The organism is Sorangiineae bacterium MSr12523 (genome assembly GCA_037157775.1).
Taxonomy (GTDB): Bacteria; Myxococcota_A; Polyangia; order Polyangiales; family Polyangiaceae; genus Pendulispora; species Pendulispora brunnea.
Genome location: CP089982.1, coordinates 12,438,338 through 12,464,105 on the forward strand (window position 1 = coordinate 12,438,338; position 25,768 = coordinate 12,464,105).

Genomic DNA, 25,768 nt, shown 5'->3' on the forward strand with positions numbered 1-25,768 from the left:
CGAATGAACGGGCCTTTTCGGGGAGTTTGCGTGTTGGTGCAGCCCTTGCTGAATGCGACGGCATATCCAACCACGAGGAGAAAACGTCATGATTCGCCATTCCGTGAAGTTGCTGAGCGGGCTCGTATTGGGGGCGACGTGGATTGCGGCCTGCGGCGGCAAGAACACGACGGAAGGCATGAACGATCCGCTGGTGATGGAGGCGTCGGACGAGACGCGCTCGGCACTGGGCGTGACCATCTGGGGCGTGCGGGCCGAATCCGGAGGGACCACGGTCATTCGCGGATACGATGCCTCGAATTCGCCCATCGTGGAGTTCCGTCGCGAGGCGCGCGCCACCGACGATATGCAAAGTACCGTCACGACGACGGTGACGGGGCCCGGCGTACACGCGAAGATGAAGAGCCGCGCCGAGTCGACCCTCAATTACGTGAATTCGCCGGACAATACGGCATCGCGCAAGACCGACGGAACGACGAACCTCGGGTTCCAGATGTTCGAGAATTCGTTCGCCAACGACCCCAGCGCGCGACGCATCGTGGACATGCTCGATCGCGACGCAAAGGCGCATCCTCCGCATGCGAGGGACAGCGGCGGCAAGGGCCTGGTGAAAACGAGTTCGCTGGTGGAACCCACCGACGCAGGTCTGGTGACCGGAACGTGCATCTCGTTGACGACGGATTGTGCCACGAGCCTCATTGCCCTCGTGGGCGACGGCATCGACCTCGTCGTCAAGTGCGCCAAGATGGGTCAGGACGGCCTTCTGCTGCTCACCTGCTCCGGTTCGGGTAGTTGCCAATCGACGGGGGATCAATCGATTTCATCCGACGCCCAGTCGTGCGCGGAGCAGGCCCGCAAAGCCGTGACGTCGACGGAGGATGCGGTGAAGTCTTGCACATCGTCGTGCGGCGGAAACGACGGGGGCACGCAAGGCAACTCGGGTAATGGTGGCAATTCGTCCGGCGGCGGCGGGAATTCGTCCGGCGGTAGCGATGGTGGTGGCGGAAGCAGCGGCGGCGGCCAGCAGGGAGGTGGCGGCAGCAATGGCGGTGGTGGCAATGGTGGCGGCGGTAACGGCGGCGGTGCGAACAACGACGCGGTCGCGCGGGCGCGCCAATGGGTCGATGCGAAAATGCCTTATTGCCAGAGTGCCAAAGACAAGCCCGACATGGCTTGCGGCGGCACCTGCACGCGCACCGGCAGCGCGGACAACGCGGAATGGAACGCGTACCGTTCCGATTGCTCCGGGCTGATTTCCTATGCGTGGGGGCTGCCCGCACCCGGCCGCGTCACATGGGAATTCGCACCGAAGGATACCAGCGTGAGCGAGGTCGTCGCGCCCGATCAGATTCAACCGGGCGATGCGCTCAACAAAGTTCCTGATGGGCATATCATCCTGTTTGCCGGCTGGAACGACAAGTCCACGGGCGAGGCGCGCATCATCGAAGAAGCCGATTGCGGAAGGGTGGCCGAAGATCATCCCACCACGCTGACGGTGCGCGGCAGCTCGTTCCTGCGCAATGGTGTGGAGTACGTGCCGATTCGGCATCGTTGAATCTCATCCCCCCTCGAGGGCACCTCGATGTGGCACGATCCGGTGCACGCGCGCAGGAGTCAGCCAAATGGACGACTCCCGCGCCCGCCGATTCGGACGCAGGCTTTCGAGTGCATCGCGGGCATGCTCACGGGGGGGAGTCGCAGTTGGGCCGATCCTTCCGAACGAGGGCAACCCTCCGCCCGCCGTGCGGCGAAAGGATTGGATGACTCATGAAAATTGGAATGCTGTTCTTGGCCTCTACGGTTTCCGTACTTGCAGCTTGCGCTGGCGCGGACGACGCCACGTCGGAAGATGTCGATTCGACGGGCGCCGAGGAGCAGGCCCTCAGGGTGGCGGATCACCCGGACTTCGTGCGCAAGATGCGCGATCCGGAGCACTACCGCGTGAACCGCGATCTCGCGTCGACCGAGAGCATCTGCGGCGTGGACGACAAGCAGTACGTCAACTCGTACAACGGAGCCCTCGGTGTGAGCCAAGCCTTCGTGGCCGCTCGCAAGAAGCCGGTCGGTGCGATGGAGACGTCCCCCACGAGTGGCAAGTACTGCACGGGCACGCTGATCGCGTCCAATCTGTTCCTGACGGCGGGCCACTGCGTGGACAGTTCGACGGTGGGGGACTACGTGTCGTTCAATTACGAATACAACGCTGCGAAGACGGCGACGTTGCCGCAAAGCCATTATCAAATTACCGCCATCGTCGAGGATGCCCTCGGTGGTGTGGACTACGCCATCGTGCGGTTGGCAGGAACGCCGGGTAGCACGTGGGGTACCACTTCGCCGCTCGTCGCCGACCCCGCGGCGAATGCGCTTCTGGCCATCATCCAGCACCCGAGTGGTGACCGGAAGCAGGTCGAGGCGGGCCATCGCTTGGGTCTCAGTGGCAACTACATGACGTACGGCGATATCGACACCGAGCCGGGTAGCTCGGGTTCGGGCATTCTGAACAGCGCCGGGCGTCTCGTGGGTGTGCACACGAACGGTGGCTGCACGTCGAGCGGTGGCTCGAACAGCGGCGTGCGCATGACGAAGATCGCTGCCGTATCTGCGGTGCTCTGAGCCATCGAAAAGCAAAACCCCGCGCGGACGCCGTGTCCGTGCGGGGTTTTCGCGTCAGAGAACGGGGGTTACCGGATCAATTGCATCTTCGGAGGCCTTGTTGCGACGGATTGGCGTCGAAGGCATCCGGGGTTTTGAGATCGACGCCGGGCACCCAACCCCAATTGCCATTGTCGTCACCAAGGGTGTGGTACCAGGTCGTGTTGCCGCCGGCGTGTCGCTCGCCGGTGCCCCAGCAATCGAACCAGCTGTACGACGTGCGCACGTGGTTCACCACGCTGCTCGAGTAATTCGCGGCCGAATGCATCGCGGCGCCCGCGGTGTTGGTGCAATAGAGTTTGCCATCGCTGTGCACGGAGCAGTCGGAGGCCGAGCCGCCGCATTGCTTGAGACCGTGCGCGCTGGGATTGGCATCGAAGGCGTCGGGGGTACTGAGATCGACCCCGGGGACCCAACCCCAATTGCCATTGTCGTCGCCAAGGGTGTGATACCAGGTCGTGTTGCCGCCGGCGTGTCGCTCGCCGGTGCCCCAGCAATCGAACCAGCTGTACGACGTGCGCAGGTGGTTCACCACGCTGCTGGAGTAGTTGAGCGACGAGTGCATGGCCGCGCCGCCGGTGTTCTTGCAATAGAGCTTGCCGTCACCTTGCACGCTGCAGTTGGACGAAGGGGGAGGGGAGCCGCCGTCGCATTGCCTCAAGCCGCGGGCGCTCGGGTTGGCGTCGAAGTCATCGGGGGTATTGAGATCGACCCCGGGTACCCAGCCCCAATTGCGGTTGTCGTCACCCATCGTGTGGTACCAGGTGGTGTTGCCGCCGGCGTGGCGTTCGCCCGTTCCCCAGCAATCGAACCAGCTGTAGGAGGTGCGCAGGTGATTCACCACGCTGCTGCCATAGTTCGTGGCCGAGTGCATCCCGGCGCCTGCCGTGTTCTTGCAATAGAGCTTCCCGTCACCGTGGACGGAGCAATCACTCGGCGGCGGCCCACCGGGCGGAGGATCCGTCGGATGGCCGCCGCCCGACCCTGCCCACTGCCCGAAGTCGTTCGCGACCGCATAATCGAGGTCGCAGCAGCCGCCGCTGCCTGCGGCCGTAATGCCATTTTGCACCTGGCGGAGCTGCGCACGCGAATCCCACTGCCCGCCGGACCAGGCATAGGTTTGCCATCCGAAACCGATTTTGCCGGCGTCGAAGAGGCGCTTGATGACGTAGTAGCCGCCGTACGCGCCGGTTCGCTCGCGGCCGATGACCGAGGCGACGCCATCGAAGTAAGAATTGAGCGCACCTTGCTGGTCTTCGCGCGCGTCGAAGTCGACACCGAAGTAAATTGGCCTCCCCGCCGGCATGCCGAGCGCGTTGGCCTGGCGGATGGCTTCGCGGGCCTGGGTAACGCCGTCGCCGTAGCCGCCGAGTGCATCCTGCGCCGTGTACTCCCAAACGAGCACGATATCGACGCCCGCATTGCGAAGTTGTGATGCTTCTCCCCCCGAGAGAACTTTGGAATTGGGCAGCCAGCTCAAATAGCGAGCTGCGAACGTGTACCCCTCGCCGCGAAGCCGCGAGGGCGAGGGCCGTGCAAAAGAGTAATCGACTCCCTTTTGCACATATTGAACACCGTCGCTGGCCACACCGAGGTCGTCGCCCTCGGCGCCGTCATCGCTCGCGGCGCAGCCTCCCACGGCACATGCCGTGAGGAACAACAAGCAGAGTCCAAAGAGAAGGTGAATCGGGCGTCTTTGCATGATTCGTTTCCTCGTCGCTCGGAAAGCGTTTTTCGAAAGGAACAAAGACAAGCGCGCTCGATGGCCGCACAACGAGCCGACCCTCATCGAGGATTCAAGCGAAAGATGTCGTTCCCCCAGCGTCGTACTACCGAATCGAGAAACCCACGCCCATGTAGGCTATGGTACTGAATCCACCGCCACGTTGCTTTACTGGAAGCTCGATTCCATTATCACGTCGATCGGTCGAGTCCAGCGGGAAATGGTTCTTCCATCCGAGAATCCGGCGCCACGCTGTCAAATTCGATACGTGCCGCAATTTGAAATGCGCAATGACGGTCATCATGGCGTCCTCGCGACAAACTCCGCGACCCGCCGCGAAACGCGATATTTCGCGAGGTGCCCGCGTCAGGGTTCACTGCGGCATCTGCGCAGTGCCGTGGGGGCAATCCACGTTGGACGACACGCCAATGCGAGAGGCGAAATCCTCGACGCTTTTCGATTCTAAGGTAAGGGATCCAGCTATCGTCGCGGTGACCGCGTCGTCATGGTTGGTGCTGGTGCAACCGGAGCTAGCGGCGGTTTACTGGATTGCTTCACGAGCGCGTCCCCCTGCAAGACGTAGTGGCCGACCTGATCGCAGATTCGGGACGTCGCCGCCGTTTTTTGATCCGCCCATGCACGGTCGGCCGCGGTGCGGGCATCGGTGCGCATCATATTTGCGAACGTACGGCAATCTTCGCAGCCACCCTTCATGACAGGCGCTCCGGGAGGTAGTGTCGGTTTGCGCTCGTCCACCACGAGTGCGTCCCCCTGTGCCTCGAAATGCAGGGCAATACTGCCTTGAACTTCATCGACAGGGACGCCGTTGCGCGCCACAGCGCACGTGTCCGTCTCGAGGAGACGAAGTGCCGTGAGGAGCTTGTTGCCCGCAAGAAGGAGAACGCGGCGCGTGGGATTTCCGTCGCGGTCGGATCCATTGCAAACCAGCGCTTCACGCCCAGAAGGCGCGAATCGGAGTATCTGGTTGCAATTGCACGTAGCGGCATTCGGACGGCATGGGTCATCGGCGGGAAACGAAGGGTTGCCGTGGTTGCCAAGCCACGTCGGTAGCGAGAAGCCGCTGGCAGCATTGGCCGGATCGCCTGCGGGAGCAACGGTCAAAGCTGCATCGGGTATCGCCTGCTCGTCGGCCGTCGTCGCTTGGGCGCCATCCGTCCGCGCGTCGCCGGCCGCTCCCGTGCCCGACGGAGTAACGCGCTGTGTTCGACATGCCGTTACGGCGAGGAGGACTGCGCAAGTGATGCTCGTCGAGCGGTGAGGTTGCCTGCCTTGCATTGGACGATTCTTTCTCATTGCACGCGCTACGAGTCAGAAAAAATTGAACCCGGAATCGAGCATGAACTTTTCGAAGTACGGTGTTACCCGGTCGCCGATGCGTGTGCCTCCACAGATTGCAAACTGATGCTGCGTATCAGCCAACCAATTCTTCGGGGGAAAGCTCGCTACATCCTTCGTGTAGTGTTGCCACGCGGGATTGTAGGAGGGGTCGAAGTCGTTCGGATCGACCAATACGGCCGAAAATTGTGACATCGACGCTCGATAGTTCTGCAGCGTCTGTTGGATCGCACGGTATTGAGCACGATGGTAGGCGCCCCCGACGAGACGAAGGGAACGCGTGTTGTCAGCGCGATACCATTGAACTGCGAGTGCAGACGCATCGGCTGCGTCCATGGTATCGAAGGCCCACACTTCGCTCACGCGAGAACGATTGGCCGCCAGTGTCGGCCACATGGCCAGGCCGCCGCGACTGAACGACGACAAGCCGAGCCGCCCCAGGTGCACGTTGGCTACGCCTTCGCAAAGGTGTCCCGCGGCCCAAAGAAAACGGATGGCCGAAGTGGTGAGCGATGGAAGCTGGGCCGAAGCGGCAACCCCGAATTGATCCCCACTAGGCCATGGATTCAGGACCACCACCGCTCGGAACGAATTGACGAGCGCTGCGCCAAAGCCACAACGCATTAGATTGTATGCATATTGGTTCCCGCGAGCGTCCGTCTGAGGAAAGCAATGGTCGCGCTCCCAGAACTGGGCGCTCGCGTCAGCGTCGGGCATGGGAGATAGGAAGTAGCGAGGGATCGCCGTCGCCGTATGCTTTTGTGCAATTGCGGAATATCCGTAGCTCGCAGGACGAAAAAATACCATCGCTGATACGTTTGCCGTCGTGGACGTCGCGCAGGCCTTCGGCAGCAACGCGATCCAGATCTTCGGCATTTCGCCCGTATGTCCGAGAACGACGACCGTGCAATCGGGCGGTGTGAGCGCGGAATTGGGGATTTCAGAGTATGCAGAGAAGAAAGGTGTCACGTCGACGAAGTCCGTTCGAAGCCGAATGGTGGCAACGCCTCGTACGGACGCAAGACCGACGGTCTCAACCAACGGATGGGGACCCTGGAAACGAGAAATCGTTTCGGGCACGACCTCGGTTCCATTGTTGATTCGGTAGCCTTGCTCGATTGAAAGAACGGTCTCCTTCATGGGGCCCGCGGAGGTACCGCTCACGGCTGGAAAGCTCGCAGAAAATCGCGCGGCGATCTTGAAAGAACTCGTTCCATCTGGAATATCGAACTCGCGACGTCCTACGCTCGATGCCCGCGGCGTGAGCGCAAAATCCCCGGCGGACGACGGAACGAGAAGCCGCACATCGGCTTCCGCCTCAGGAAGAAGCTCTTTTCCGGCGTTTGGCCATGAGATGGAGATTCGGAGTTTGACGTTCATGCGTACCGCTCTTCGGTCGAGCTGCCTCCGAATGGCGGATCCGAGTAGCCCTGGCTCTCCAAAAGCGCGAGTTGCTCGCCTACCATTTGCGCCTCCGCCTGGGTGTCTGCAGGGGGCTCCTCGACGTCGGGGGGCAGAGGCGGGAGACCTTCCAGAAACCGAAGAGCCGTATCGAGATCGCCGCGCACGAGGGCATCGTGCATGGCTTCGAGGCTCGATGCGAGCCAGGTGGGCGGAGACGGTGGATCCGAGGCCTCCACCCCGCGCGCAACCCCGGGAGGCATCGCGCCCGTGATGGCTACCTCGCGAGAGCTGCCGTCGCAATGCACACGCAATAGCGGGACCTTCACGTCGGAATCGAAAAGCCAAGGCCCCTTGGTTGCGCATGACGGCTTGCCCCACTCGCAGGCCCGGCCGGCATGGGTTAGGTCGGTTCGGGTGATCAAGAGGAGGGTCTGCAACTCGTCCTCTCGAAGCTCGATAGGCTCCGTGGCGCTGCTCATCGTTCGGATGTGTATGTCAGGTTGCTCCGGCAACGGCGTCGTACGTCGCGACGTGCGCTCTCTACCCTCGAATGCGCGTCGTAGTTGTTCGACGTCATGGATTTGCGCGATCGCTCCCCCGGCAGGCGCCTCCGTCCATTTGACAACACCGGCTCCGTCGCTCGCGATCTTTCGTTGCGCACCGTCGGCGTTCACGAGCACCACCAATCCCGAGATTGGCCGGTCGAGCTCACTCAGCAAACGAAGTTGGTATGTGGTGCTCTCCTTCGCCGGCGGGCCGTCCCGCCTCGAGGACGGCTTCTCGTCCTTCTCGGGGAAGGGCCATGGGACTTCCACGCGCTCGTAGCGGAGGGTGCCCGATTCGAGGGCGGTGTAGAGGACGCGGCTCAGTTCGGGGGCGAAGTTGCGCAGGAGGCGGCGGCGGTCGGCGGTGGGGCGGGGGAGCGCTTCGCTCATGCGCGAGCCCGTCAGGGCGTCGTAAATGGAAAGGAGATCGCGGGCGACTTCGTCGTCGCGGGCGCCCGAGGGGGAGAAGGCCTGTGGGATAAGGTGGAAGAAGGGTTCGCCGGGCATGTCCCAGCGCGAGGTGTGCGTGGCGCGGGTGCGTTCGTCGGCTGGGGCGAGCCAAAGTCGCCATTCACGCTGGAATGCGTCGGTGATGCGCCACTCGTCGAATCGCCATCGCACACACGGGACGGTAGCGGGTCAGCGATGGCCTGAGCAAGAGTCCCATTGAAGTTTTGCACCTAGCAGCGAACTCGTGGGCAGCTTCGGCTTCGTCCACGGCTTCGTCGTCGAGCGCGAAGCTGGTGCAGGCCTCGTCCATCCGGTGCTCCCTCCAATGCGATTATTGCACGAAGGGCAAAGTCCTATTCGTCAATGAGCCAAGCCATTATCGAGATGGCGTGTCCGCATTCCTTGGGATCTCGCGGTTCACCGGTGGCGTCGTGCTCGAACATCGTGACAAGAGCACCCCCATGCGCCATCGACGACAGTCCTGCGTGCGATTGTAGTTTTGTCGAAGGGACGAAAATTTCGATGGCCGACCCGGCGCCTACCCAGGCAGCGGTGTACGCGCGATCCATGGGGTCGCCGGACCAGGGCCCCATGAAAACCGGGAATTAACCGACGAACGGAGGGGCCGACCCGCGCGTCCGGGGTTGGCAAGACTGTTGCTGATACGGGTTCACGTAAGGTCGACGGCGGGTGGATCGCAGGTGAATCATCCCGATTTTGGTTGATGCAAATCAAGAGTCGCCCGTCCAACCCACGAACGTTTGATACTGACAGAGACAATGATTGAAGGAGAGTGGATGATGCGAGTGTCCAAGAAGGCTATTGGGTCCGTTTTTGCGGTCGCTGCTGCCATCGTTGCGATGACGACCAGCTCTCCCTCACGCGCCGGCGACGAGTCCCTCGTGCAGGCGTCCTGCAGCGGCGGTGCGGTCACCGTCACGGCGGTGAAGCCGTGGCACGCAAACAAGGCGGCTCCCTGGAAGTGGGACAAGGGCGCGAAGGTTTCCGTCGACGACGATGCCGCCAAGTTCAAGGGCGACAAGTGCGAGGGCACCATCAAGGCCTTCGTTTGCAATGGCGACCAGTGCAAGGGACCGATCACGATTCCCGTCAAGTAACACCGCAGTTCGAAGAGTAGAGTGCCACCCTGGTGCCGTACGCGCCAGGGTGTGTACATTTGCGGCGAGTGCCGAACGCGAAAGAGTGCCACGCGGACCACGGATGGACCGATAATCGGGACATGCTCCCTCGATTGTCCCGTCGCGATTGGGTCCTCACCATGGGTGCCGGCTTCGGCAGCGCTCTCTCCTCCGGGTTGGCATGTGCCGCCCCGCCCGCGCCCCCCGCCAAAGCGCCGCGGTTGGGTAGCGAGCAAGAACAATTGTTGGCGAATTGCCGCGGTGCTCTCGCGACCGCCGCGCGCATCATCGATGGCGCGGAGCTCGTGCGCATTGGCGAATGGTGCCAGCAGCAAGGTGTGACCGCAGACGTCTACGGCTCGGGAGAGCTCGTCGAGTCATTGGAAAAGAAGGTCGCCGCGCTCCTCGGCTATCCCGCCGCGTGCTTCATGCCCACGGGCACGATGGCGCAGCTCATTCTCTTGCGGCTGCATGCCGAGAAGAGCCGCAGCCGTGCCGTCGGCTTGCACCCATCGTCGCATCACATTCTTCATGAAGACGCTGCCTTCGAGTTGCTCGATGGGCTCTACGGCGTTGTCCTTTCGCCGTGGATGCGCACCATCCTCGGCAACGACGTCAAGCAGGCGCACCAGAAGGAGCCGCTCGCGGTCGTCTCGGTCGAATTGCCCGTGCGCTATACGGGGCAGTTGCAAACGTGGGACGAGCTCGAATCGCTCAAGGCGGCCTGCAAAGAGGCGGACATTCCGCTTCACGTCGACGGCGCACGCCTCTGGGAATGTGCACCCGCGTACGGTCGCCCCCTCGCGGAGATTTGCCGTGGGTTCGCGTCGGTCTACGTCTCGCTGTACAAGACCATCGGTGCCTTGGGAGGCGCCATCGTTGCAGGTCCATCCCCGTTGATTGCGAACGCGCGGGTGTGGCGACATCGATTCGGCGGTAACGTATTCGGCTTCTTTCCCTATGCCGCCTCGGCGGCGATGCGCATCGACGACACGCTCGCGCGAATCCCCACTTGGGTAACGCGCGCACGGAAATTGGCGGCGCGTCTGGCCAAAGATCCGCGCTTCATCGTGACTCCCACGCCGCCGCCCACCAATCTTTTCCACATTTACGTGCGTGGCGAGCGCGCAGCGCTGAACGCAAAACGCGATCAAATCGCCCGCGAACGGCGGATCTGGGTCACGCACGGGTTTGGACCCGCGCGCGTTCCGGGCTACTGCGACGCCGAGCTCCAGTTGGGGGCCCAGAGTGATGCCGTGTCCGACGACGAGGCCTTTCAATCGGTGACCGCGCTCGTTGCATGAAATGGCACACGGGATGCCGTGTGGTCCCTAGGTCATGCGAACGAATCGGGGTATCGCGCTGCTTCTCATCGATGTCATCAATGGATTCGACTTCGAAGGCTCGGAGGGCCTCGTTGCCGCCGCCATACCTGCGGCGCGCCGTATCGAGGCGTTGGCCAGGAGGGCACGTCGCCTCGGTGTGCCCGTCGTGTACGTGAATGACAACTTTGGTCAGTGGCGCTCGAACTTCGAGGCCACCGTGCAGGAATGCACCAAGCGCACGAAGCCGGGGCATGCCGTGGCCGAGCGCCTGCGGCCCCGCCGAGGCGATTATTTCGTGCTGAAGCCCAGGCATTCGGGCTTCTTTTCCACGCCGCTGCAATTGTTGCTCGAGCACCTTCACATCGACACCCTGGTTCTCACCGGGTTCGCCACGAACCTTTGCGTGCTCTTCACCGCGAATGACGCGCACATGCTCGGTTATCACGTGCGCGTTCCGTCCGATTGCACCGCCTCCAACACCCCCGGCATCACGCGCGCGGCATTGACGCACGTCCGCGAAGCCCTGCACGCCGACGTTCGAGCCAGCGACGAACGCGACCCCTTGGCGGCCGGGCACCGACGAAAAAAGCCAACGGGGCATGCGCTCTGATCACACCGTGCAATATTGCCTCGATTTCGCGGAGGTGCGGCCTTTGCTTTGAAGGAAGGTCATGAAAGCCACTGACCTTTTGGAGCAACAACACCGCAAAGTCGAAGATGTCTTCGACAAACTCAAGAACAGCAAGTCGAACGCATCAGCGTTATTGGAGGAACTCGCCAACGATCTATCGGCGCACATGGCCATCGAGCAGAACATTTTTTACCCCGCTGTCCGCGAGGTGGACTCCGATACCGTCGAAGAAAGCCTCGAAGAGCACTCCATGGCCGAAATTGCTCTCAAGCGCCTCTTGCGTACACCTGTGACAGACCCGTCGTTCGAGGCAAAATTGACCACGTTGGAGGAACTCATCGAGCACCACGTCGAGGAGGAAGAGGAAGAGCTCTTCCCGGAGGTCGAAGAGAAGCTCGGTGCGGACAAATTGGACACGCTCGGCCGGCAAATGGAAAAGGCCTTCGAGCAGGCGAAGGCAGAGGGCTTCAATGCGCTCGTGCCGCAAGGCCTTTCGCAGACGTCCGCCGACGAATCGCGAAAGATTGCGAGCCAGATGAAGGCGCCAACGCCAAACGGCGCGGTCGCGCAACGTCGTTGATCGCGCAAAAAGAACGAAGGCGGAGAGAGGGGCTCTCCGCCTTCGTTCCGTCATGATGATTACGAGGAAGACCCTTGGGTGGTTCTCGTCGTTTGCGGTCGTGATTCGCCGGTCGTTCCTTGCTGCTGACGCCCCAGGCACCGCGCGAGATGCTGCGACAATTGTTGGACGTGATTCGTGTCTTCCCGCTTGATCTGCTCGAGCATGCGCAAAATCTCGGGATCTTGACGCGCATCATCGCAATAGCGACCATATGCTTCGAGTGCCTTCGATTTCTCCTGCACGATGGTGAGAAGATCGTACGTGAGATTGTCGAGCGGGAAACCTTCGGTCTGCCCTTTTCCTATAGTACCCATCATCGGCCCTTTCTGGCGGAGAGCTCCGCCAGGTGGACGCAATGCATCGAAGGTGCCTCGATTAGGATGACTTCTTTTTGCTCTTCTTCTTGGAGCTCTTGGGTACCTTGGCCCCGGCGCGGCGCGCCTGCGATAGGCCGATGGCGACCGCTTGCTTCTTGCTCGTGACTTTTTTCCCCGAGCGGCCCGAACGCAACGTTCCCGCCTTGCGTTCATGCATGGCCTTGGCAACCTTGTTGCCGGCTTTTTTGCTGTATTTGCGTTTTGCAGCCATATATTACAAGGCGGCAAATGACGGGCCACATGAAGGGTGCCCGCGGAATTCCAATTGCATAATGCGACGTCATGCACGACATCGAACGAATGGCTGCGTTCGTCGAACGCGCGCGCTGGGAAATGCTCTCGGACGAGGCCCGCAGGGCTCTGAAGATCCGTTTGCTCGATAGTATCGGCTGTGCCATTGGCGCATTGCAGGGCAAGCCTGCGCGGGCCGTGCGCGAGCAGGTGGACGCCTTTGGTGGCACCGGCGGGGTGACGCTCATCGGCGGTGGAAAGACGGCGCCCGATCGCGCGGCCTTCTACAATGGGACCTTGATTCGGTACCTCGATTATATGGACTTTTACACGGCGCGGAAGCAGACGTGCCACCCCAGCGACAACATCGCTGCGGTGCTCGCCGCCGCCGAAGACCGCGGACGCAGCGGTCGCGATTTGCTCGCGGCCATCGCCGTTGCTTACCAGATTCAAGCGCGGTTGCTCGAAGAGGCGCCGGTGCAATCGAAGGGCTTCGATCACACGGTGCAGCAGGCCTATTCGGTCGCGGCCGGCGTTTCCAAAGCACTCGGGCTTTCCTGCGCGCAAACGGCGCATGCCATGGCCCTGAGCGGGGTCGCACAACAGGGCATGATTGCCGTCCGCGAAGGGCACCTCTCGCAATGGAAGGGCATGGCCTCGGCGCATCATGGCGCGGCTGCTTTGAGCTGCACCTATTTGGCATCGCGCGGTGTGACAGGACCGCTCGGCATCATCGAAGGCCGGCTCGGGTTGAAAGAGGCCCTCGCGGGCAGGTTCCACATCGATTGGGAAAAAGAGGACTTGGAGCGCGTTCTGCGCTCGTCGGTCAAGCGTTACAACGCCGAGGCGCACACGCAATCCATCGTCGAGGCCGTGCTCGATCTGCGCCGCGAGCATCGCGTGCTCGGGGAAAATCCCGCGTCCATCGACCGGGTCGAAATCGATGTGTTCGAACAGGCGTACAACATCGTCGCCCCGGGTGGAAAAGAGGCGGGGGACAAGGAAGATGTGCACTCCAAAGAGCAGGCGGATCACAGCGTCCCTTACATCGTGGCCGTGGCATTGCTCGATGGGCAGGTGGGGCCTGCCCAATACGAGCCCGAGCGCATCGGGCGCGCCGACGTGCAGGAGCTTCTCCAACGCGTCCACGTCGACGATGCGCGCCGTCTTACGAGGCGCTACCCCGCGGAGCTTCCGTGCCGCGTGCGAGTCCGACTCGCCGACGGCACCAAGCTCGCACTCGAGAAAGCCGATTACCTCGGTTACTTCACGCGGCCGCTCTCGTGGAACGAGGTCGTGTCCAAGTTCGAGGATCTCGCCGAGCAAAATGCCGGTCTCGAGCTTGCCGAGCGCATCGTCGAGATGGTCGACACGCTCGAAGCGCACGATGTGCAAGCGCTGACAGCGCTGCTTGCATCCACACGCCGCAGCGCGTCTCGGTCCGAGCGGAGCGGCGTTCGCCGCGCTTCGTAGAAAAGCCACTTGGGAGCTGATAAGGGTGCCGGCTTATGCGAACAGCCCTTGTCAGCCTTCTATTTGTTCTCGTTCTCCCTGCGTGTGATCCCGTGACGGTCGGCGCAAGTCGCCAAGGCACGGTTCCGAAGATGCCTACTGGTGCGCACCTTCCCCAGTGGGAGCACCTCTGCATCTCAGGCGCTGCGTTATCGCATTACTCCGAATTTCTCAACGAAGCGGGCGAGCAAGGATGGGAGCTGGTTGGACTGACCGACAGCGCCACTTGCTTCAAGCGCCCAAAGGCGTCTCCGGCGAAGCCCGAAGCTCCGACGCCCGCCCCAAATGCCGCGACGTCATCACTTTGAGCGAGGCCGCCACCCTCATTTCGCAAAAAGCGACGTGATATCGGCAAACGCTTTGATCTCCAGCGCATTGCCCGATGGATCGAGAAAAAACATGGTGGCCTGTTCGCCGCGTTCTCCCCTGAAGCGGGTATGAGGTTCGATGAGGAAGCGAACGCCTTTGGCCGTGAGGCGGCCGGCGAGCGCTTCCCATTCGGCCATCGGCAGGACGATGCCGAAATGGCGCACGGGCACGGCATCGCCGTCGACGGCGTTGCGTTGCGCGACGCCGGTTTCCTCGGGCGCGAGGTGGGCCACGATTTGGTGGCCATAAAAGTTGAAATCGACCCAACCCTCGGAGCTGCGCCCTTCCGGGCAGCCGAGAAGTTCGCCGTAAAATGCGCGCGCCAGCGACAGATCGTGCACCGGAAACGCGAGATGGAAGGGGGATAGCAGAGCGGGGTTCGATGTCGGGGCGTCCATGGTCCGGATCTTGGCGCCGCTCGACATAAAATAAAACCAATATTAGTTTGTGCTGAGCATCACGAAAATTTGTGCATGATTCGCGAGCTCAACACCTTCATCGCGGTCGCCCGGGAGGGGACTTTTTCCGCCGCCGGTAAAAAGGTCGGCCTGACCCAGGCGGCGGTCAGCGCCCAAATGCAGCGGTTGGAGGCGGAGCTCGGTTTTGCCTTGTTCCAGCGCACCGGGCGCTCGGCGCGGCTGAACGAGATGGGGCAGCAAATCCTCGTGCGTGCCCAGGAGCTCGTTCGTCTCTACGACGACCTTGGCGCACGCACGGTGGGGCATCCAGTCACGACGCTCGTCACCATCGGGGCCATTGCCTCCGTGCAGCGCTCGCGCTTGCCCGACGTGCTGGCGCGGTTCCACCGCGAGCATCCGGACTGCCGCACCCGTGTGCTGCCTGGCCTTTCCATGGGTCTGGCCGATCAGGTCGACGCTGGTGAGATCGACATGGCCGCCATCATCCGCCCGCCGTTGCCACCGCAGGGCGACCTTCGCTGGACCACGCTCGCGCGCGAGCCGTTTCGCTTGCTCGTGCCGCGTCGCACCTCCGGCGACGATTGGAGCGAGCTTTTGGCGACCCAGCCCTTCGTGCGCTACGACCGCGCGTCGTTCGGTGGCCGCCAGGTCGACCGCTTTCTGCGTCGCACGCACCTGTCCGTGCACGAAGTTTGTGAGCTCGACGAGCTGGAAGCGATCGTGCGGCTGGTGGCCAACGGAGTGGGGATAGCGCTCGTTCCCGAAACGGCCGGCCACCGCAAATGGCCCGCCGCGGTCCGCGTGGTGGATCTGGGAAACCACACCTTCCACCGTGAAATCGGCCTGCTTCATCGCGCGAGCGGATTGAGCGAACCCGCACGACGAATCGCGCTCATGCTGCGCGCCGCCTATGATGCTCCGGTGTCGCGACGTCGCGACATTTGAACGAAGCACGAACCGAGGGGACCGATGGAACATACGATTCAGTGCCTTTGCGGCGCCGTAAAAATGAAGCTCATTGGGGAGCCGATGCAATGTGTGTATTGCCATTGCGACGACTGCCAACTGGTTCATGGTGGCGCATACCTTCCGGCCGCGATGTACCTGACATCGCAGGCACAGATCGTCGACGGCGATCCCGTGCGATGGCGGCTCAAGACGACGGAGCGCGCGACCTGTCGCCAATGCGGGACGCGAATGTTCGCCGAGCCCGCGGGTTTGGGCGTCCGTAGCATTACCGCTTCGCTTTTGCCCGAGGGGGTATTCCGTCCCGCCTTCCACATGCAGTGCCAGCACGCGGTGCTCCCCATCCAGGACGAGTTACCGCATTTCAAGCAGTACCCCGCCATCTTTGGCGGCTCCGACGAGCGGATGCCCTGGTAGTGGCATGAGGCAAGGGCGCCTTTCGCTACGCGCGAAGGGCGCCGATGTCGGCGCATCCCGCTAAATGGGTTCCGGCGAATTAATTCGATGAATATATAAATTGGCAAATTTCAAATGAACGACCATGTGAGGCGCGTACAGCGAATCAGGGGAGTTCATGCAATTCGATACCCTCACGATCCGGCGTGTCGTGGGCGCACAGTCTCTCGAGGATGCGTTCGTGCGGCGCGTTCACGACACGACGGAGCGTGCGATGGAAGCCAATCTACCGCTTCGCGAAACCCTGGCGCGGCTCGGCCGAGCCAATCGTGCGCACTATATTTATCTGGCGTCGGCCGGCCGCGAGGAGCTCGTCGGATATGCGCTCAACGAGATTTACCACGCGAACGTTGCTTCGCGTGGCGCCGTGAAGGTGAATTACTTCTGTAGCGCATTCCTCCTTCGCGAAGTCCGTCGGAGGTATTCGATGTACCGCATGCTCGGCCCCATGAGGTTGGCGGGCGACGAACGCGTTCTCATGATTCGGACGCAAAGTCCTCTGCCCATGGCGGGCTTCCGCCGTCTCTGCCGGGCGGAGAACTTTCACATGTATTCGCCGCTCGATGGCGACGTTCCAGCCATCGTTCCTGACGTGGTAGTAAATCGGTTTGGCGGTCCCGAATTGGTCCACCGTGCGGCGTACCCCACGCGGGTGAGCCCACCGCACGAGCCGCACGACGCGCAGACGGCGCGCCTCATGAGGCTCATCGAGCCCGAGCGCGGTGACGCGTTGGTCCTCATCGGTGTGGCGAACGAGCTGCTTCTCGCGCACTCCCCGAACTGCGCGAACTGACGACGAACATCGAGGGAGGTATGGGTCATGTCGGAAAAGGAATACGATCTCATCGTGATTGGTGGCGGCCCCGGAGGCTCCACGGCGGCGTCCTTCGTGGCGATGGCTGGACACCGGGTGCTGCTCTTGGAGCGCGAGTGGTTTCCCCGTCATCAAATTGGCGAATCCCTTTTGCCGGTGACCATCCACGGTATTTGCCGTTTGCTCGGCGTCGACGAGGAGATCGAACGTGCGAACTTCACCCGCAAACAGGGAGGAACGTTTCGTTGGGGAAAAGATCAGGAGCCCTGGACGTTTTCCTTTGCAAATACGTGGTTGCTTTCAGGCCAAGGTGCCGACTACGCATTTCAAGTCGAGCGGTCGCGGTTCGACGAGATTCTCTTGCGCCATGCCGGCCGCAAAGGGGTCGACGTTCGCGAAGGCCACACGGTCCTCGACACCATCCAAGAGGCGGGGCGCACGGTAGGGGTACGGTTCACCGACGCCTCCGGCAGGCCACAGCGAGCCCGCGCGCGCTTCGTCATCGATGCGGGCGGGCACAATAGCAAGATCCATCAGCACGCGGGTGAACGCGTATTTGCCAAGTTTTTCCAAAACATTGCGCTTTACGGCTACTTCGAAAATGGAAAACGCATGCCCTCACCCAACGAGGGAAACATCCTTTGTGTTGCCTTCGACGAAGGGTGGTTCTGGTACATTCCTCTTTCGCCGACCTTGACCAGCGTCGGTGCGGTGGTTTCGAAAGATCGGTACGCCGAAACGTTCAAGCTGGGCCACGCAGGCGCGTTTCAATCCTTCGTCGACGCGTGCCCCCTCATCAAGGAGTACCTGAACGGAGCCCGTCGCGTGACCGAGGGGCCGTATGGCATCTTCCGCGTGCGCAAGGATTATTCGTATTGCAATACGCGGTTCTGGGCGCCGGGGCTCCTGCTGGTGGGGGATGCGGCTTGCTTCATCGACCCCGTGTTCTCCTCGGGCGTGCATTTGGCGACGTACGCGGCGCTTCTTGTCGCGCGCACGGTGAACACCCTTCTCCGCGGCACCCTCGACGCGCACGCGTGCACGAGCGAGTTCGAGACGCGCTATCGAAGCGAGTACGTGGCCTTTTACGATTTTCTCGTTGGCTTTTACGACATGTTGCAAGACGAGAAATCGTATTTCTGGAGTGCACGCAAGGTGCTCGGCACCAACGAAGCCGATCAGCAGGCGTTCGTCCGGCTCGTGGCCGGTGGCGCGACCACGGCGGAGGATTTTCTCGAAATGCGCGGTGCCAAGCGCGCATTTCTCGAGGAGTACGTCGCGTCGCGCACGCGCCAGGAGTCGCCGGAAGAGTTCTTCGCGCGGTATTCCAATGCGTCGTTCGACGCCAATGCCTTTACGCAGAACCTGCGGCGCGGCAGGGTCGAGGTGCTTGCTCAAGCAACGCAGGGCGAGACGCGGGCCGAAGATCTGCCGGTGCGCGAGGGCGGCCTCGTGCCCTCGCGCGACGGTTTTCATTGGGTGACCCCTGCGAAGGAAGGAACGTGACGATGAACGATATGACGCCGATCAACATGCTTGCGCATATTCCTTACGAGGCGGAGCCCTACCGCATCAAGGCTGTGGAGCCCATCAAGCGCCTGACCTTCGAGCAGCGAAAAGGTGCCATCGAGCAGGCTGGATTCAATCCGGTGTTGCTCAAATCCGAAGACGTCTATCTCGATTTCTTCACGGACAGCGGCACGGGCGCCATGAGCGATCGCCAATGGGCTGCGCTCATGATGGGCGACGAAGCCTATGCCGGAAGCCGTAATTTCTATCGGCTGGAGAGCGCGGTTCGGAAGCACTATGGCTACCGCCATGTGGTTCCCACGCACCAGGGACGCGGCGCGGAGAACATCATCTCGAAAATGCTCATCGAACCAGGCGACTTCGTGCCCGGCAACATGTATTTCCCCAGTACACGGTTGCATCAGGAGCTTGCGGGAGGCACCTTCGTCGACATCATCGTGGACCAGGCGCACGACGCGCAGGCGCCGGGCCGCTTCAAAGGCAATGTCGATCTGGCGAAGCTGTCGGCGCTGATCGAGCGGGTAGGGGCGACGCGCATTCCGTACGTCAGTCTGGGGGCGACCGTGAACATGGCGGGAGGCCAGCCGATTTCGATGGCCAATATGAGGTCGGTGCGGGCATTGGCGCAGCAGCACGGGATCCGGGTCGTGCTCGATGCGTGCCGCTCGGTGGAAAATGCCTATTTCATCCAGCAGCGCGAAGAAGGATATGCCAACAAGAGCGTCGCCGAGATTTTGCTCGAAATGTGTTCGCACACCGACGCGTGCACCATGAGCGGGAAGAAAGACGCGTTGGTCAACATCGGCGGATGGCTCGCGGTCAACGAGGCATCGCTCTACGAGCAAGCGAGCAATTTGGTGCTCGTCTACGAAGGGCTCCACACCTACGGAGGCATGGCCGGCCGCGATATGGAGGCCATGGCCGTGGGCATCGAGGAGTCGGTGCAGCAAGAGCACATTCAGGCCCGCGTGAAGCAGGTGGAGTACTTCGGGCAACGGCTTCACGCGTGCGGCGTTCCGGTCATCTTGCCGGTGGGTGGCCACGCCGTGTACCTCGATGCGAAGCGTTTCCTCGACCATCTGCTCTTGGAGGAATTCCCGGCGCAGCGCCTGGCCGTGGAGCTTTATCTCGCGGCGGGCATTCGCTCGGTGGAGCGGGGCACCCTTTCGGCCGGACGCAATGTGACGACGGGCGAACCGAACCGCGCCGAGCTGGAGTTGGTGCGACTGGCCATTCCGCGGCGGGTCTATACGCAATCCCACTTCGACTTCGCCGTGGAGGCGATCGCGAGTGTTCACCGCCGCCGAAAGCAACTGCGCGGCCTGCGCTTGGTGCACGAGCCCAAGTTCCTCCGCTTCTTTCAGGCTCGCTTCGAGCTGCTGTAGCCCGCCCCGCCCGGCAAAAGCTCCGGGTGGAGCCGTGTATGGGCATGTCCGGCGCCGGGAAAACGTCGTTTCATGATGAAACTCGTATGCGATGGCATCGTATCGGATATGCGACGTCGAGTCGCGAAGCAAGACGGGCAATTCTGCAAGCGAGGTGACGAAATGAGCCATCCGGTTTCCCATGTCGAAGCAGCCAACTCCAACAAGCCGTTCGATTTTCATTCGGTCACGATCATCAGCGCCGTGGTGGCCGCCGCCACCACGTTCGTGACCCTCACCGCGGCATTGCCTGCGTGGGCGATGTTCCTCGGCTGGGTAGGGTACAGCACCAGCGGTCAAACGATTCGCGAAGGCATTTCCAATCTGGTTTCGTTTCTATTGGGGGTCGTCTTCGGGGTGGGAACTGCATTGCTGATTGATTGCCTGACGCCATGGCTGGGCGCCGCTGCGACACCGGTCGCCATCTTTGGCGATGTCGTGGTCGTCTTGAGCCTTCGCGCGGTGCCGCACATCAACAATCCATTGGCCTACTTCCTGGGCCTCATCAGCTTTTTCGCCTCCATGCTGGCACCGTCCGCTTCGACATTGGGCATTCTGGCCATCGCGGGTGTGCTCGGCGCGCTCGGGGCGGGAACCGCAGGCTACCTGCAGGCACGCGTGGTGCGTGCGCGCGAAGCGGTGTAGTTTCCGCTCGATGAACGCCAGCGAGGCATGGACGACGTGACGAGATCGGCCGCGCTCCTTGCTCTCGCAGCGTTCTTGATCGCGTGCCCGGCCTGCACTTGCGGGGGCACGCACCCGGCGGAGGTCGAGCCGCCGCGCGCTGGCGAGCGCCAGCCGGCTGCGGAAGCCGCACACGATGCGGCGCATGGATGGCAGGCCGACGCCGCCGTCGTGCGCGCGGGCCTCGAGGCCTATCCGCTGCGTCATTTTTCGTATGCGCTCGCAGACGTGAACGTGACCATCGAGGACGCAGGAATGCGCCCCTCCCTCGCCTCGATGCTCGAACGGCCACGCGCCTTGCTGGCCGTCAACGGTGGCTTCTTCGACCCGCGTGGCAATGCGTTGGGGCTCGCCGTCTCGCAGGGGAATTCGCTCGCACCGTTCTCGCCAAAGCTCTCCGGCGGTGTGCTCGCCATCGAAGGCGGGCGGGGGTGGCTTGCCGAAACGGAGTCCTTCGTCGCGCCGTCCAAGCTCGATTTTGCCATTCAATGCCGTCCACGGCTCGTCGTGGGCGGCAAAGTCAATATCCGAGCGGACGACGGCAAGCGCGCCGAGCGAACGGCGATTTGTTTGCGCGAGCACGGTACCATCCTCGACTTCTTCATCGTGCGCAGCGATTCGGCGGAGCACATGCTGGGGCCTTCGCTTTTTGCACTCGCGCAACACCTGGCGGAATTCGGTTGCGAGGATGCTCTCAACCTCGATGGCGGTCCGTCGACCGGCGCAGCTTTCTGGCAAGACGGCAAGGTGCAGCATCTCGCGCCGCGCGGCCCGATTCGTCATGCGATTTTGGTGCGTGCCCGAGAAGAATGATGAATGCCAACTTGGCCGAATCTCAGCCTCGTGTCGATTTCTGACGCAGCTCGAAGTGCTAAATTGCCAAATGGCAACGATTGTGTTTCGTGAATTGGCTTGACGGCCAGCCTGGCGCCATGAGTTCCTATTCGTTTACGGGGGACGTCGGGGGCCGCTTCTTCGGTTCGTGAAATTCGCACGGCTCGACCATCCCTCCAGGAGGTGTGTGCACCATGGGAAAGCCAACCGCATTCGCCGATCTGCAAGCCCACTATCGAAAGAAAGGATTGCCGGAAAAGCCCGACATCATCGTCATTCTCACCGATCAGGAACGCTACCCGACGAATATGGGGAACTTCCCGAGCACGCTTTCCAGCTGGAACCGGCTCAAGCAGCATGGCCTGACCTTCGAGCGGGCCTATACCTCGGCCTGTATGTGCACGCCGTCGCGCGGCGTGATGCTCACCAGCAACTACAGCAACCTCACCGGCCTGACGATGACGCCCGGTACACTGTCCTATGCCGATCCGCGTATCCCGCAGCTCGCCGCGCTGATGCAGAAGCAGGGGTACGACACGATCTGGAAAGGCAAATGGCATCTCTCCGGGCCGGTCGATCTCATGCAATGGTCGGAATTGGATATCAAGAATATGCAGGAGCAGTACGGCTTCTCCGATTGGAATCCGCCGGATGCTGGCACGGTGACCGGCTACTCCACATACGAGTCCTGGGCCACCGCCGGCTCGGGCAATCGGGGCCACGTCAATGCCGCCAACGACAAGCGCTACTTACGCAAGAATGGGGAAGGGGTGGATGCCCACGGCTTCGGCGAGGGCGCCCTCGAGTTCCTGGAGGCTCGCGCCGCCGGCCGGAGATTGAAGGACCCCGCGGCCATGCGGCCGTTCCTGTTGTTCATGTCATTCGTGAACCCGCACGACATCAACTTCTTTCCGTGGGGCTGGCAGAGTTTCGGTTACCGCCCTGAAGACTGGGCCCTCACGAGCATCCAGCAGATTGTGCTGCCGGACAACGCGGTGGACACCCTACTGACCAAACCCACGATTCAAACCCACTTCCGCGATCTTTTGAACGCGGGGATGCCGCTCATCGAGCAAGAGAAGTTGAGCGGAGGCGCGCCCCGGCTCCCGGGGGATCCTCCTCCAGGCGTCCAGCTGGATCCGAACAGCAATACGGTCAACTACGTACGATTCTATGCTTACATGATGGAGTTCGTGAACACTCGGGTAAACGAATTCCTGGACGTCGTCGAAGCTTGCGGCTTCACCAAGGACGCGTTGATCATCCGTACCGCGGACCACGGCGAAATGGGGCTATCTCACGGCCTGCGAGAAAAGTGCTACAACGTCTACGAGGAGACCATCCACATTCCATTGGTCATCTCGAATCCAAATCTGTTCCCGGAGCCTCAGCAGACCCAAGCCTTTTATGCCCACGTCGACTTCCTGCCCACGTTGCTGGACCTGGCGGGCGGCCCCGGCGTGTACCCTCTGATGAAGGGCAAGAGCCTGGCCGCCCTCATTCAGCTCCCCAGCCCTCCGGTCCAGGACTCGATACTATTTTGCTACGACGACGAATCGGTCGACATCAGCGATCTCCAGTGGCTCTGTCATATCCGCGCGATCCGCTTTAGCCAATTCACCTACGCTGTGTACTTCTCGCCGAACATACCGGGCCGATATGAATACGAGCTGTACGATCTGGAGGCAGATCCCGGCCAGATGACCAATCTGTTGCACCAGCCGGACCAGGCCACCGAGCCCGTAAAGTTGCTCTGGGCCAAATTGCAGGAGACGCTGAACGGCAAATTGATCGAAGCGGGGCAAACGCCGTTCCCACCGGTTCGCTGACGTTCCCACGGGGAACACGACTTCAGGGCCGGCGGTCCGCGGAACGGGGCCGCTGGTCCCTGGGCGCGTCGGTCAGAAGTCCTTCATCGACGTGGAGTTTCCGACGCCTACACTGCCGCCTTTCTGAAATACGGTCCAGCCTTCGAAACAGCCGCTTCGTACAAGCAGGCTTCGGACGAATTTGTCATTGTGGGGCAATCACATTGAACCCCGTTCGGAGGTAACGTCGATGACACATCGATCGCTGGCGGCCCATCTCTCGCTGTTCGTGCTCCCGTGCCTCGTTGCCGGATGTTCGGCGGGCTCCGATGCGCCGAATGACACGTCGCAAACCGCGCTCGTCGAGTCGCGTTGTACGGAGACGTCAACCTCGGTGAGCTGTCCCAAGAACACGGCGAAAATCAACTTGCGCGATGTTCATTGGCAGATCCCCGTTGGGACGGCGCCCGCCGGTGGCTGGCCCACGGTGCTGATGTTCCAGGGCTCCTTGTTCAGCGCGGAGCTGACCTGGCAGGCAAGCAAGTCGCTGCCATTTGGCGCTTACTACCAAACGAAGCTCGTGAAGGAACTGCTCGATCATGGCTTTGCCGTCATTGCGCCCGAGGCGCACGGCGAAGGGTTGACCTTTTGGGATACGAACAACCCGCTCTGGGCGAACAATTGGGAAGCCTCCGGCGATCACAAACTGATGCTCGCCATCTTCGAGGCCATTGGCGCAGGCAAGTTCGGTCCCCTTCGTGGAACACACTTGTATGCGACCGGTATTTCGAGTGGCGGATACATGACCAGCCGCATGGGGATCGCTTATCCGAGTCGCTTTGCGGCGCTCGGTGTCGAGTCGGGCTCTTACGCTACGTGCGCGGGGCCGATTTGCTCGATTCCCAGGCTCTCGCCCAGTCATCCGCCGGCGCTCCTTCTGCACGGAGACAAGGACGGAACCGTGCCGCTGTCGACCGCGAAACGCTATCAAGAGCGTTTGAACGAAGCCGGAATCGAGAATAAGCTCATCGTTCACGCGGGCGCAGGCCACGAATGGATTCCCGAGGCGCCCGATGCGGTGGTCTCTTGGTTCCTGAGCCATCCCTAGCGCAGGCCGAAGCGCATACAGCCACCACTCTTGCGCTCCCTCCTGAACCTCGGTAGGTGCCGCTCTCACTGAGTCGCAGCATCCAACCATCCATGGCTTCACTGCCGCGTGTCGGCCTTCTTGTGCTCGTGGCGCTCTGCTTCGCGAATCTCGCAACGTCCGCATGCGGCGGCGCGAGCGATGCGCCTTCATCTCCAACGGACCCGGAAAAACCAAGCCCCGATGCGGCGCTGGGGCCCGATTCCGAAGGACCGAAACACGATGCGGGCAATGCCGATCAGGCAGCCCCCGACGGTGCGGTGGACGAACCTCCGGTGGAGATGCCCGACTCCGGGGCTTGGATGCCGCGCGGCACCCTAGCTGGGAATTACCACACCATATGCCGCGTACGGCCGACGGGATCGGTGGTCTGTTGGGGCTGGGGCGGTAGCGGTCAATTTGGCGTACCAGGTACCGGAACCGGCCCCGCCATCTTACCCGGCGTCTCGACGGCCACCAGCGTCGGCCCGGGAATCGACTTTACCTGCATCAGCCTGGCCAATGGAAATGTGCAGTGCATCGGTGCCAATGAAGCGGGGGAACTTGGCAGTGCCAATGCTCCGGGTCAATCCAATACCTTGGTGGACGTGGATGGCCTCAAGGACGCGATCTACGTGCAGGCGGGATACCGCTATGCGTGCGCGCTGAGGCGATCCGGCTCCGTTTCCTGTTGGGGATTGAATAGCCATAAGCAGCTCGGCTCGGCGGCGGAAAATCGCACCTCTTCCCCAACGCCGATCCATGTGCCGGGCAGCGAACGAAGCATCGGTCTGTCGGTGGGCTCCACGCATGCGTGCGTCGTCAAAGCCGATCGGAGTGTCGCTTGCTGGGGATCCAACACCGGTGGCGAGCTTGGTGCCCCCGCCTCCAGTGGACTCATGATCGCGACACCCGTGGCGGTGCCGAATGTCACCAACACCGTGATGGTCGCGTCGGCGGTGAATATGACATGCGCCATGGACGATGCTGGAACCGTTCGCTGCTGGGGGTGCAACAACGGCGGCGGTGAATGCTTTGCCGCACCGACGCCCGTGGCGGGACTGCCCAAGGTGCGGGGCATTGCCGCGGGCGCGTATCACGCGTGCGCGGTCCGTGACGATTTCAGAATCGTCTGTTGGGGCGACAACTCGCAAGGGCAGTTGGGCGCGACCACGCCGATGCGCTCCGCGACCCCCATCGAGGTGCCCAACATTCGAGATGCCGTGGCCGTCAGCACCGGCGCCGAAACATCGTGTGCTCTTCGCGCTTCGGGCCGCGTTTCCTGCTGGGGAGAAAACCATATTGGTCAATTGGGCAGCCTCGACGCGGGGCTGCGAAGTGCAACCCCCGTCGATGTTCCCGATCCCTAGG

At 62.1% G+C, this 25,768-nt stretch carries 23 protein-coding genes; 17 read left to right on the forward strand and 6 right to left on the reverse strand.

Annotation, left to right across the window (positions count from 1 at the left end; genetic code table 11):
• Positions 1-88 precede the first annotated feature (88 nt).
• Positions 89-1,555, forward strand: coding sequence for a hypothetical protein (locus LZC95_49180; GenBank protein WXA94408.1), 1,467 nt, complete (start codon positions 89-91; stop codon positions 1,553-1,555).
• 212 nt (positions 1,556-1,767) lie between these two features.
• A complete protein-coding gene (locus LZC95_49185; GenBank protein ID WXA94409.1) occupies positions 1,768-2,613 on the forward strand; it encodes a trypsin-like peptidase domain-containing protein in 846 nt (281 codons plus the stop codon).
• A gap of 76 nt (positions 2,614-2,689) precedes the next feature.
• On the opposite strand, the gene LZC95_49190 is transcribed toward LZC95_49185, so the two are convergent.
• The 3 genes from LZC95_49190 to LZC95_49200 all read right to left on the reverse strand — a co-directional run bounded on the left by LZC95_49190 (position 2,690) and on the right by LZC95_49200 (position 8,301).
• Positions 2,690-4,354, reverse strand: coding sequence for a DUF1906 domain-containing protein (locus LZC95_49190; GenBank protein ID WXA94410.1), 1,665 nt, complete (start codon positions 4,352-4,354; stop codon positions 2,690-2,692).
• A gap of 1,350 nt (positions 4,355-5,704) precedes the next feature.
• Positions 5,705-6,811, reverse strand: coding sequence for a hypothetical protein (locus LZC95_49195; GenBank protein ID WXA94411.1), 1,107 nt, complete (start codon positions 6,809-6,811; stop codon positions 5,705-5,707).
• A 296-nt stretch (positions 6,812-7,107) separates the two neighbouring features.
• Positions 7,108-8,301: a hypothetical protein gene (locus LZC95_49200; GenBank protein WXA94412.1), complete on the reverse strand. Its 1,194-nt coding sequence runs from the start codon at positions 8,299-8,301 to the stop codon at positions 7,108-7,110.
• Between the two features lie 689 nt (positions 8,302-8,990).
• Between LZC95_49200 and LZC95_49205 the strand changes: the two genes are divergently transcribed.
• The 4 genes from LZC95_49205 to LZC95_49220 all read left to right on the forward strand — a co-directional run bounded on the left by LZC95_49205 (position 8,991) and on the right by LZC95_49220 (position 11,805).
• Positions 8,991-9,248, forward strand: coding sequence for a hypothetical protein (locus tag LZC95_49205; GenBank protein WXA94413.1), 258 nt, complete (start codon positions 8,991-8,993; stop codon positions 9,246-9,248).
• Positions 9,249-9,370: 122 nt separating this feature from the next.
• Positions 9,371-10,573: a beta-eliminating lyase-related protein gene (locus LZC95_49210; protein ID WXA94414.1), complete on the forward strand. Its 1,203-nt coding sequence runs from the start codon at positions 9,371-9,373 to the stop codon at positions 10,571-10,573.
• Between the two features lie 34 nt (positions 10,574-10,607).
• Positions 10,608-11,204: a cysteine hydrolase gene (locus LZC95_49215; protein WXA94415.1), complete on the forward strand. Its 597-nt coding sequence runs from the start codon at positions 10,608-10,610 to the stop codon at positions 11,202-11,204.
• A gap of 61 nt (positions 11,205-11,265) precedes the next feature.
• Positions 11,266-11,805: a hemerythrin domain-containing protein gene (locus LZC95_49220; protein ID WXA94416.1), complete on the forward strand. Its 540-nt coding sequence runs from the start codon at positions 11,266-11,268 to the stop codon at positions 11,803-11,805.
• A gap of 59 nt (positions 11,806-11,864) precedes the next feature.
• Here LZC95_49220 and LZC95_49225 read toward each other — a convergent pair whose 3' ends face one another.
• Both LZC95_49225 and LZC95_49230 read right to left on the reverse strand, forming a co-directional pair.
• Positions 11,865-12,164, reverse strand: a complete 300-nt coding sequence (locus LZC95_49225) for a hypothetical protein (GenBank protein ID WXA94417.1) — start codon at positions 12,162-12,164, stop codon at positions 11,865-11,867.
• A gap of 58 nt (positions 12,165-12,222) precedes the next feature.
• The gene (locus tag LZC95_49230; GenBank protein ID WXA94418.1) at positions 12,223-12,435 is read right to left on the reverse strand and encodes a DUF6496 domain-containing protein; all 213 of its coding nucleotides are present in this window, start codon (positions 12,433-12,435) and stop codon (positions 12,223-12,225) included.
• Positions 12,436-12,506: 71 nt separating this feature from the next.
• On the opposite strand from LZC95_49230, the gene LZC95_49235 reads away from it, so the two are divergent.
• A complete protein-coding gene (locus LZC95_49235) occupies positions 12,507-13,928 on the forward strand; it encodes an MmgE/PrpD family protein (protein ID WXA94419.1) in 1,422 nt (473 codons plus the stop codon).
• Between the two features lie 362 nt (positions 13,929-14,290).
• Here the strand turns inward: LZC95_49235 and LZC95_49240 are convergent, their stop codons facing one another.
• Positions 14,291-14,734 (reverse strand): VOC family protein, encoded by a 444-nt coding sequence (locus LZC95_49240; GenBank protein ID WXA94420.1) that lies wholly within the window; start codon positions 14,732-14,734, stop codon positions 14,291-14,293.
• Between the two features lie 75 nt (positions 14,735-14,809).
• Between LZC95_49240 and LZC95_49245 the strand changes: the two genes are divergently transcribed.
• From LZC95_49245 to LZC95_49290, 10 genes are all read left to right on the forward strand, one after another.
• On the forward strand, positions 14,810-15,700 hold the full coding sequence (locus LZC95_49245; protein ID WXA94421.1) for a LysR substrate-binding domain-containing protein: 891 nt from the start codon (positions 14,810-14,812) through the stop codon (positions 15,698-15,700).
• A gap of 24 nt (positions 15,701-15,724) precedes the next feature.
• Positions 15,725-16,138, forward strand: a complete 414-nt coding sequence (locus LZC95_49250; GenBank protein WXA94422.1) for a GFA family protein — start codon at positions 15,725-15,727, stop codon at positions 16,136-16,138.
• A gap of 157 nt (positions 16,139-16,295) precedes the next feature.
• Positions 16,296-16,970, forward strand: coding sequence for a hypothetical protein (locus LZC95_49255; protein WXA94423.1), 675 nt, complete (start codon positions 16,296-16,298; stop codon positions 16,968-16,970).
• Between the two features lie 27 nt (positions 16,971-16,997).
• Positions 16,998-18,497 carry a tryptophan 7-halogenase gene (locus tag LZC95_49260; protein ID WXA94424.1) on the forward strand — a complete coding sequence of 500 codons (1,500 nt, stop codon included), beginning with the start codon at positions 16,998-17,000 and terminating at the stop codon, positions 18,495-18,497.
• A gap of 2 nt (positions 18,498-18,499) precedes the next feature.
• Complete coding sequence (locus LZC95_49265) at positions 18,500-19,906, forward strand: tryptophanase (protein WXA94425.1); 1,407 nt, start codon at positions 18,500-18,502, stop codon at positions 19,904-19,906.
• Positions 19,907-20,068: 162 nt separating this feature from the next.
• Complete coding sequence (locus tag LZC95_49270) at positions 20,069-20,590, forward strand: DUF1097 domain-containing protein (GenBank protein ID WXA94426.1); 522 nt, start codon at positions 20,069-20,071, stop codon at positions 20,588-20,590.
• Positions 20,591-20,626: 36 nt separating this feature from the next.
• On the forward strand, positions 20,627-21,442 hold the full coding sequence (locus LZC95_49275) for a phosphodiester glycosidase family protein (GenBank protein ID WXA94427.1): 816 nt from the start codon (positions 20,627-20,629) through the stop codon (positions 21,440-21,442).
• A 269-nt stretch (positions 21,443-21,711) separates the two neighbouring features.
• A complete protein-coding gene (locus LZC95_49280) occupies positions 21,712-23,292 on the forward strand; it encodes a sulfatase-like hydrolase/transferase (protein ID WXA94428.1) in 1,581 nt (526 codons plus the stop codon).
• A 229-nt stretch (positions 23,293-23,521) separates the two neighbouring features.
• Positions 23,522-24,379, forward strand: coding sequence for an alpha/beta hydrolase (locus tag LZC95_49285; GenBank protein ID WXA94429.1), 858 nt, complete (start codon positions 23,522-23,524; stop codon positions 24,377-24,379).
• A 92-nt stretch (positions 24,380-24,471) separates the two neighbouring features.
• Positions 24,472-25,767, forward strand: coding sequence for a hypothetical protein (locus LZC95_49290; protein ID WXA94430.1), 1,296 nt, complete (start codon positions 24,472-24,474; stop codon positions 25,765-25,767).
• Position 25,768: the final 1 nt, after the last annotated feature.

Excerpts from the sequence above, each read along its gene's own strand:
- LZC95_49210 (WXA94414.1), top strand. The coding sequence starts at position 9,371 with ATGCTCCCTCGATTGTCCCGTCGCGATTGGGTCCTCACCATGGGTGCC.
- LZC95_49225 (WXA94417.1), bottom strand. The coding sequence starts at position 12,164 with ATGATGGGTACTATAGGAAAAGGGCAGACCGAAGGTTTCCCGCTCGAC.
- LZC95_49185 (WXA94409.1), top strand. The coding sequence starts at position 1,768 with ATGAAAATTGGAATGCTGTTCTTGGCCTCTACGGTTTCCGTACTTGCA.
- LZC95_49265 (WXA94425.1), top strand. The coding sequence starts at position 18,500 with ATGAACGATATGACGCCGATCAACATGCTTGCGCATATTCCTTACGAG.
- LZC95_49215 (WXA94415.1), top strand. The coding sequence starts at position 10,608 with ATGCGAACGAATCGGGGTATCGCGCTGCTTCTCATCGATGTCATCAAT.
- LZC95_49285 (WXA94429.1), top strand. The coding sequence starts at position 23,522 with ATGACACATCGATCGCTGGCGGCCCATCTCTCGCTGTTCGTGCTCCCG.
- LZC95_49240 (WXA94420.1), bottom strand. The coding sequence starts at position 14,734 with ATGGACGCCCCGACATCGAACCCCGCTCTGCTATCCCCCTTCCATCTC.
- LZC95_49180 (WXA94408.1), top strand. The coding sequence starts at position 89 with ATGATTCGCCATTCCGTGAAGTTGCTGAGCGGGCTCGTATTGGGGGCG.
- LZC95_49190 (WXA94410.1), bottom strand. The coding sequence starts at position 4,354 with ATGCAAAGACGCCCGATTCACCTTCTCTTTGGACTCTGCTTGTTGTTC.
- LZC95_49260 (WXA94424.1), top strand. The coding sequence starts at position 16,998 with ATGTCGGAAAAGGAATACGATCTCATCGTGATTGGTGGCGGCCCCGGA.
- LZC95_49250 (WXA94422.1), top strand. The coding sequence starts at position 15,725 with ATGGAACATACGATTCAGTGCCTTTGCGGCGCCGTAAAAATGAAGCTC.
- LZC95_49235 (WXA94419.1), top strand. The coding sequence starts at position 12,507 with ATGCACGACATCGAACGAATGGCTGCGTTCGTCGAACGCGCGCGCTGG.
- LZC95_49255 (WXA94423.1), top strand. The coding sequence starts at position 16,296 with ATGCAATTCGATACCCTCACGATCCGGCGTGTCGTGGGCGCACAGTCT.
- LZC95_49230 (WXA94418.1), bottom strand. The coding sequence starts at position 12,435 with ATGGCTGCAAAACGCAAATACAGCAAAAAAGCCGGCAACAAGGTTGCC.
- LZC95_49245 (WXA94421.1), top strand. The coding sequence starts at position 14,810 with ATGATTCGCGAGCTCAACACCTTCATCGCGGTCGCCCGGGAGGGGACT.
- LZC95_49205 (WXA94413.1), top strand. The coding sequence starts at position 8,991 with ATGACGACCAGCTCTCCCTCACGCGCCGGCGACGAGTCCCTCGTGCAG.
- LZC95_49220 (WXA94416.1), top strand. The coding sequence starts at position 11,266 with ATGAAAGCCACTGACCTTTTGGAGCAACAACACCGCAAAGTCGAAGAT.
- LZC95_49270 (WXA94426.1), top strand. The coding sequence starts at position 20,069 with ATGAGCCATCCGGTTTCCCATGTCGAAGCAGCCAACTCCAACAAGCCG.
- LZC95_49290 (WXA94430.1), top strand. The coding sequence starts at position 24,472 with ATGGCTTCACTGCCGCGTGTCGGCCTTCTTGTGCTCGTGGCGCTCTGC.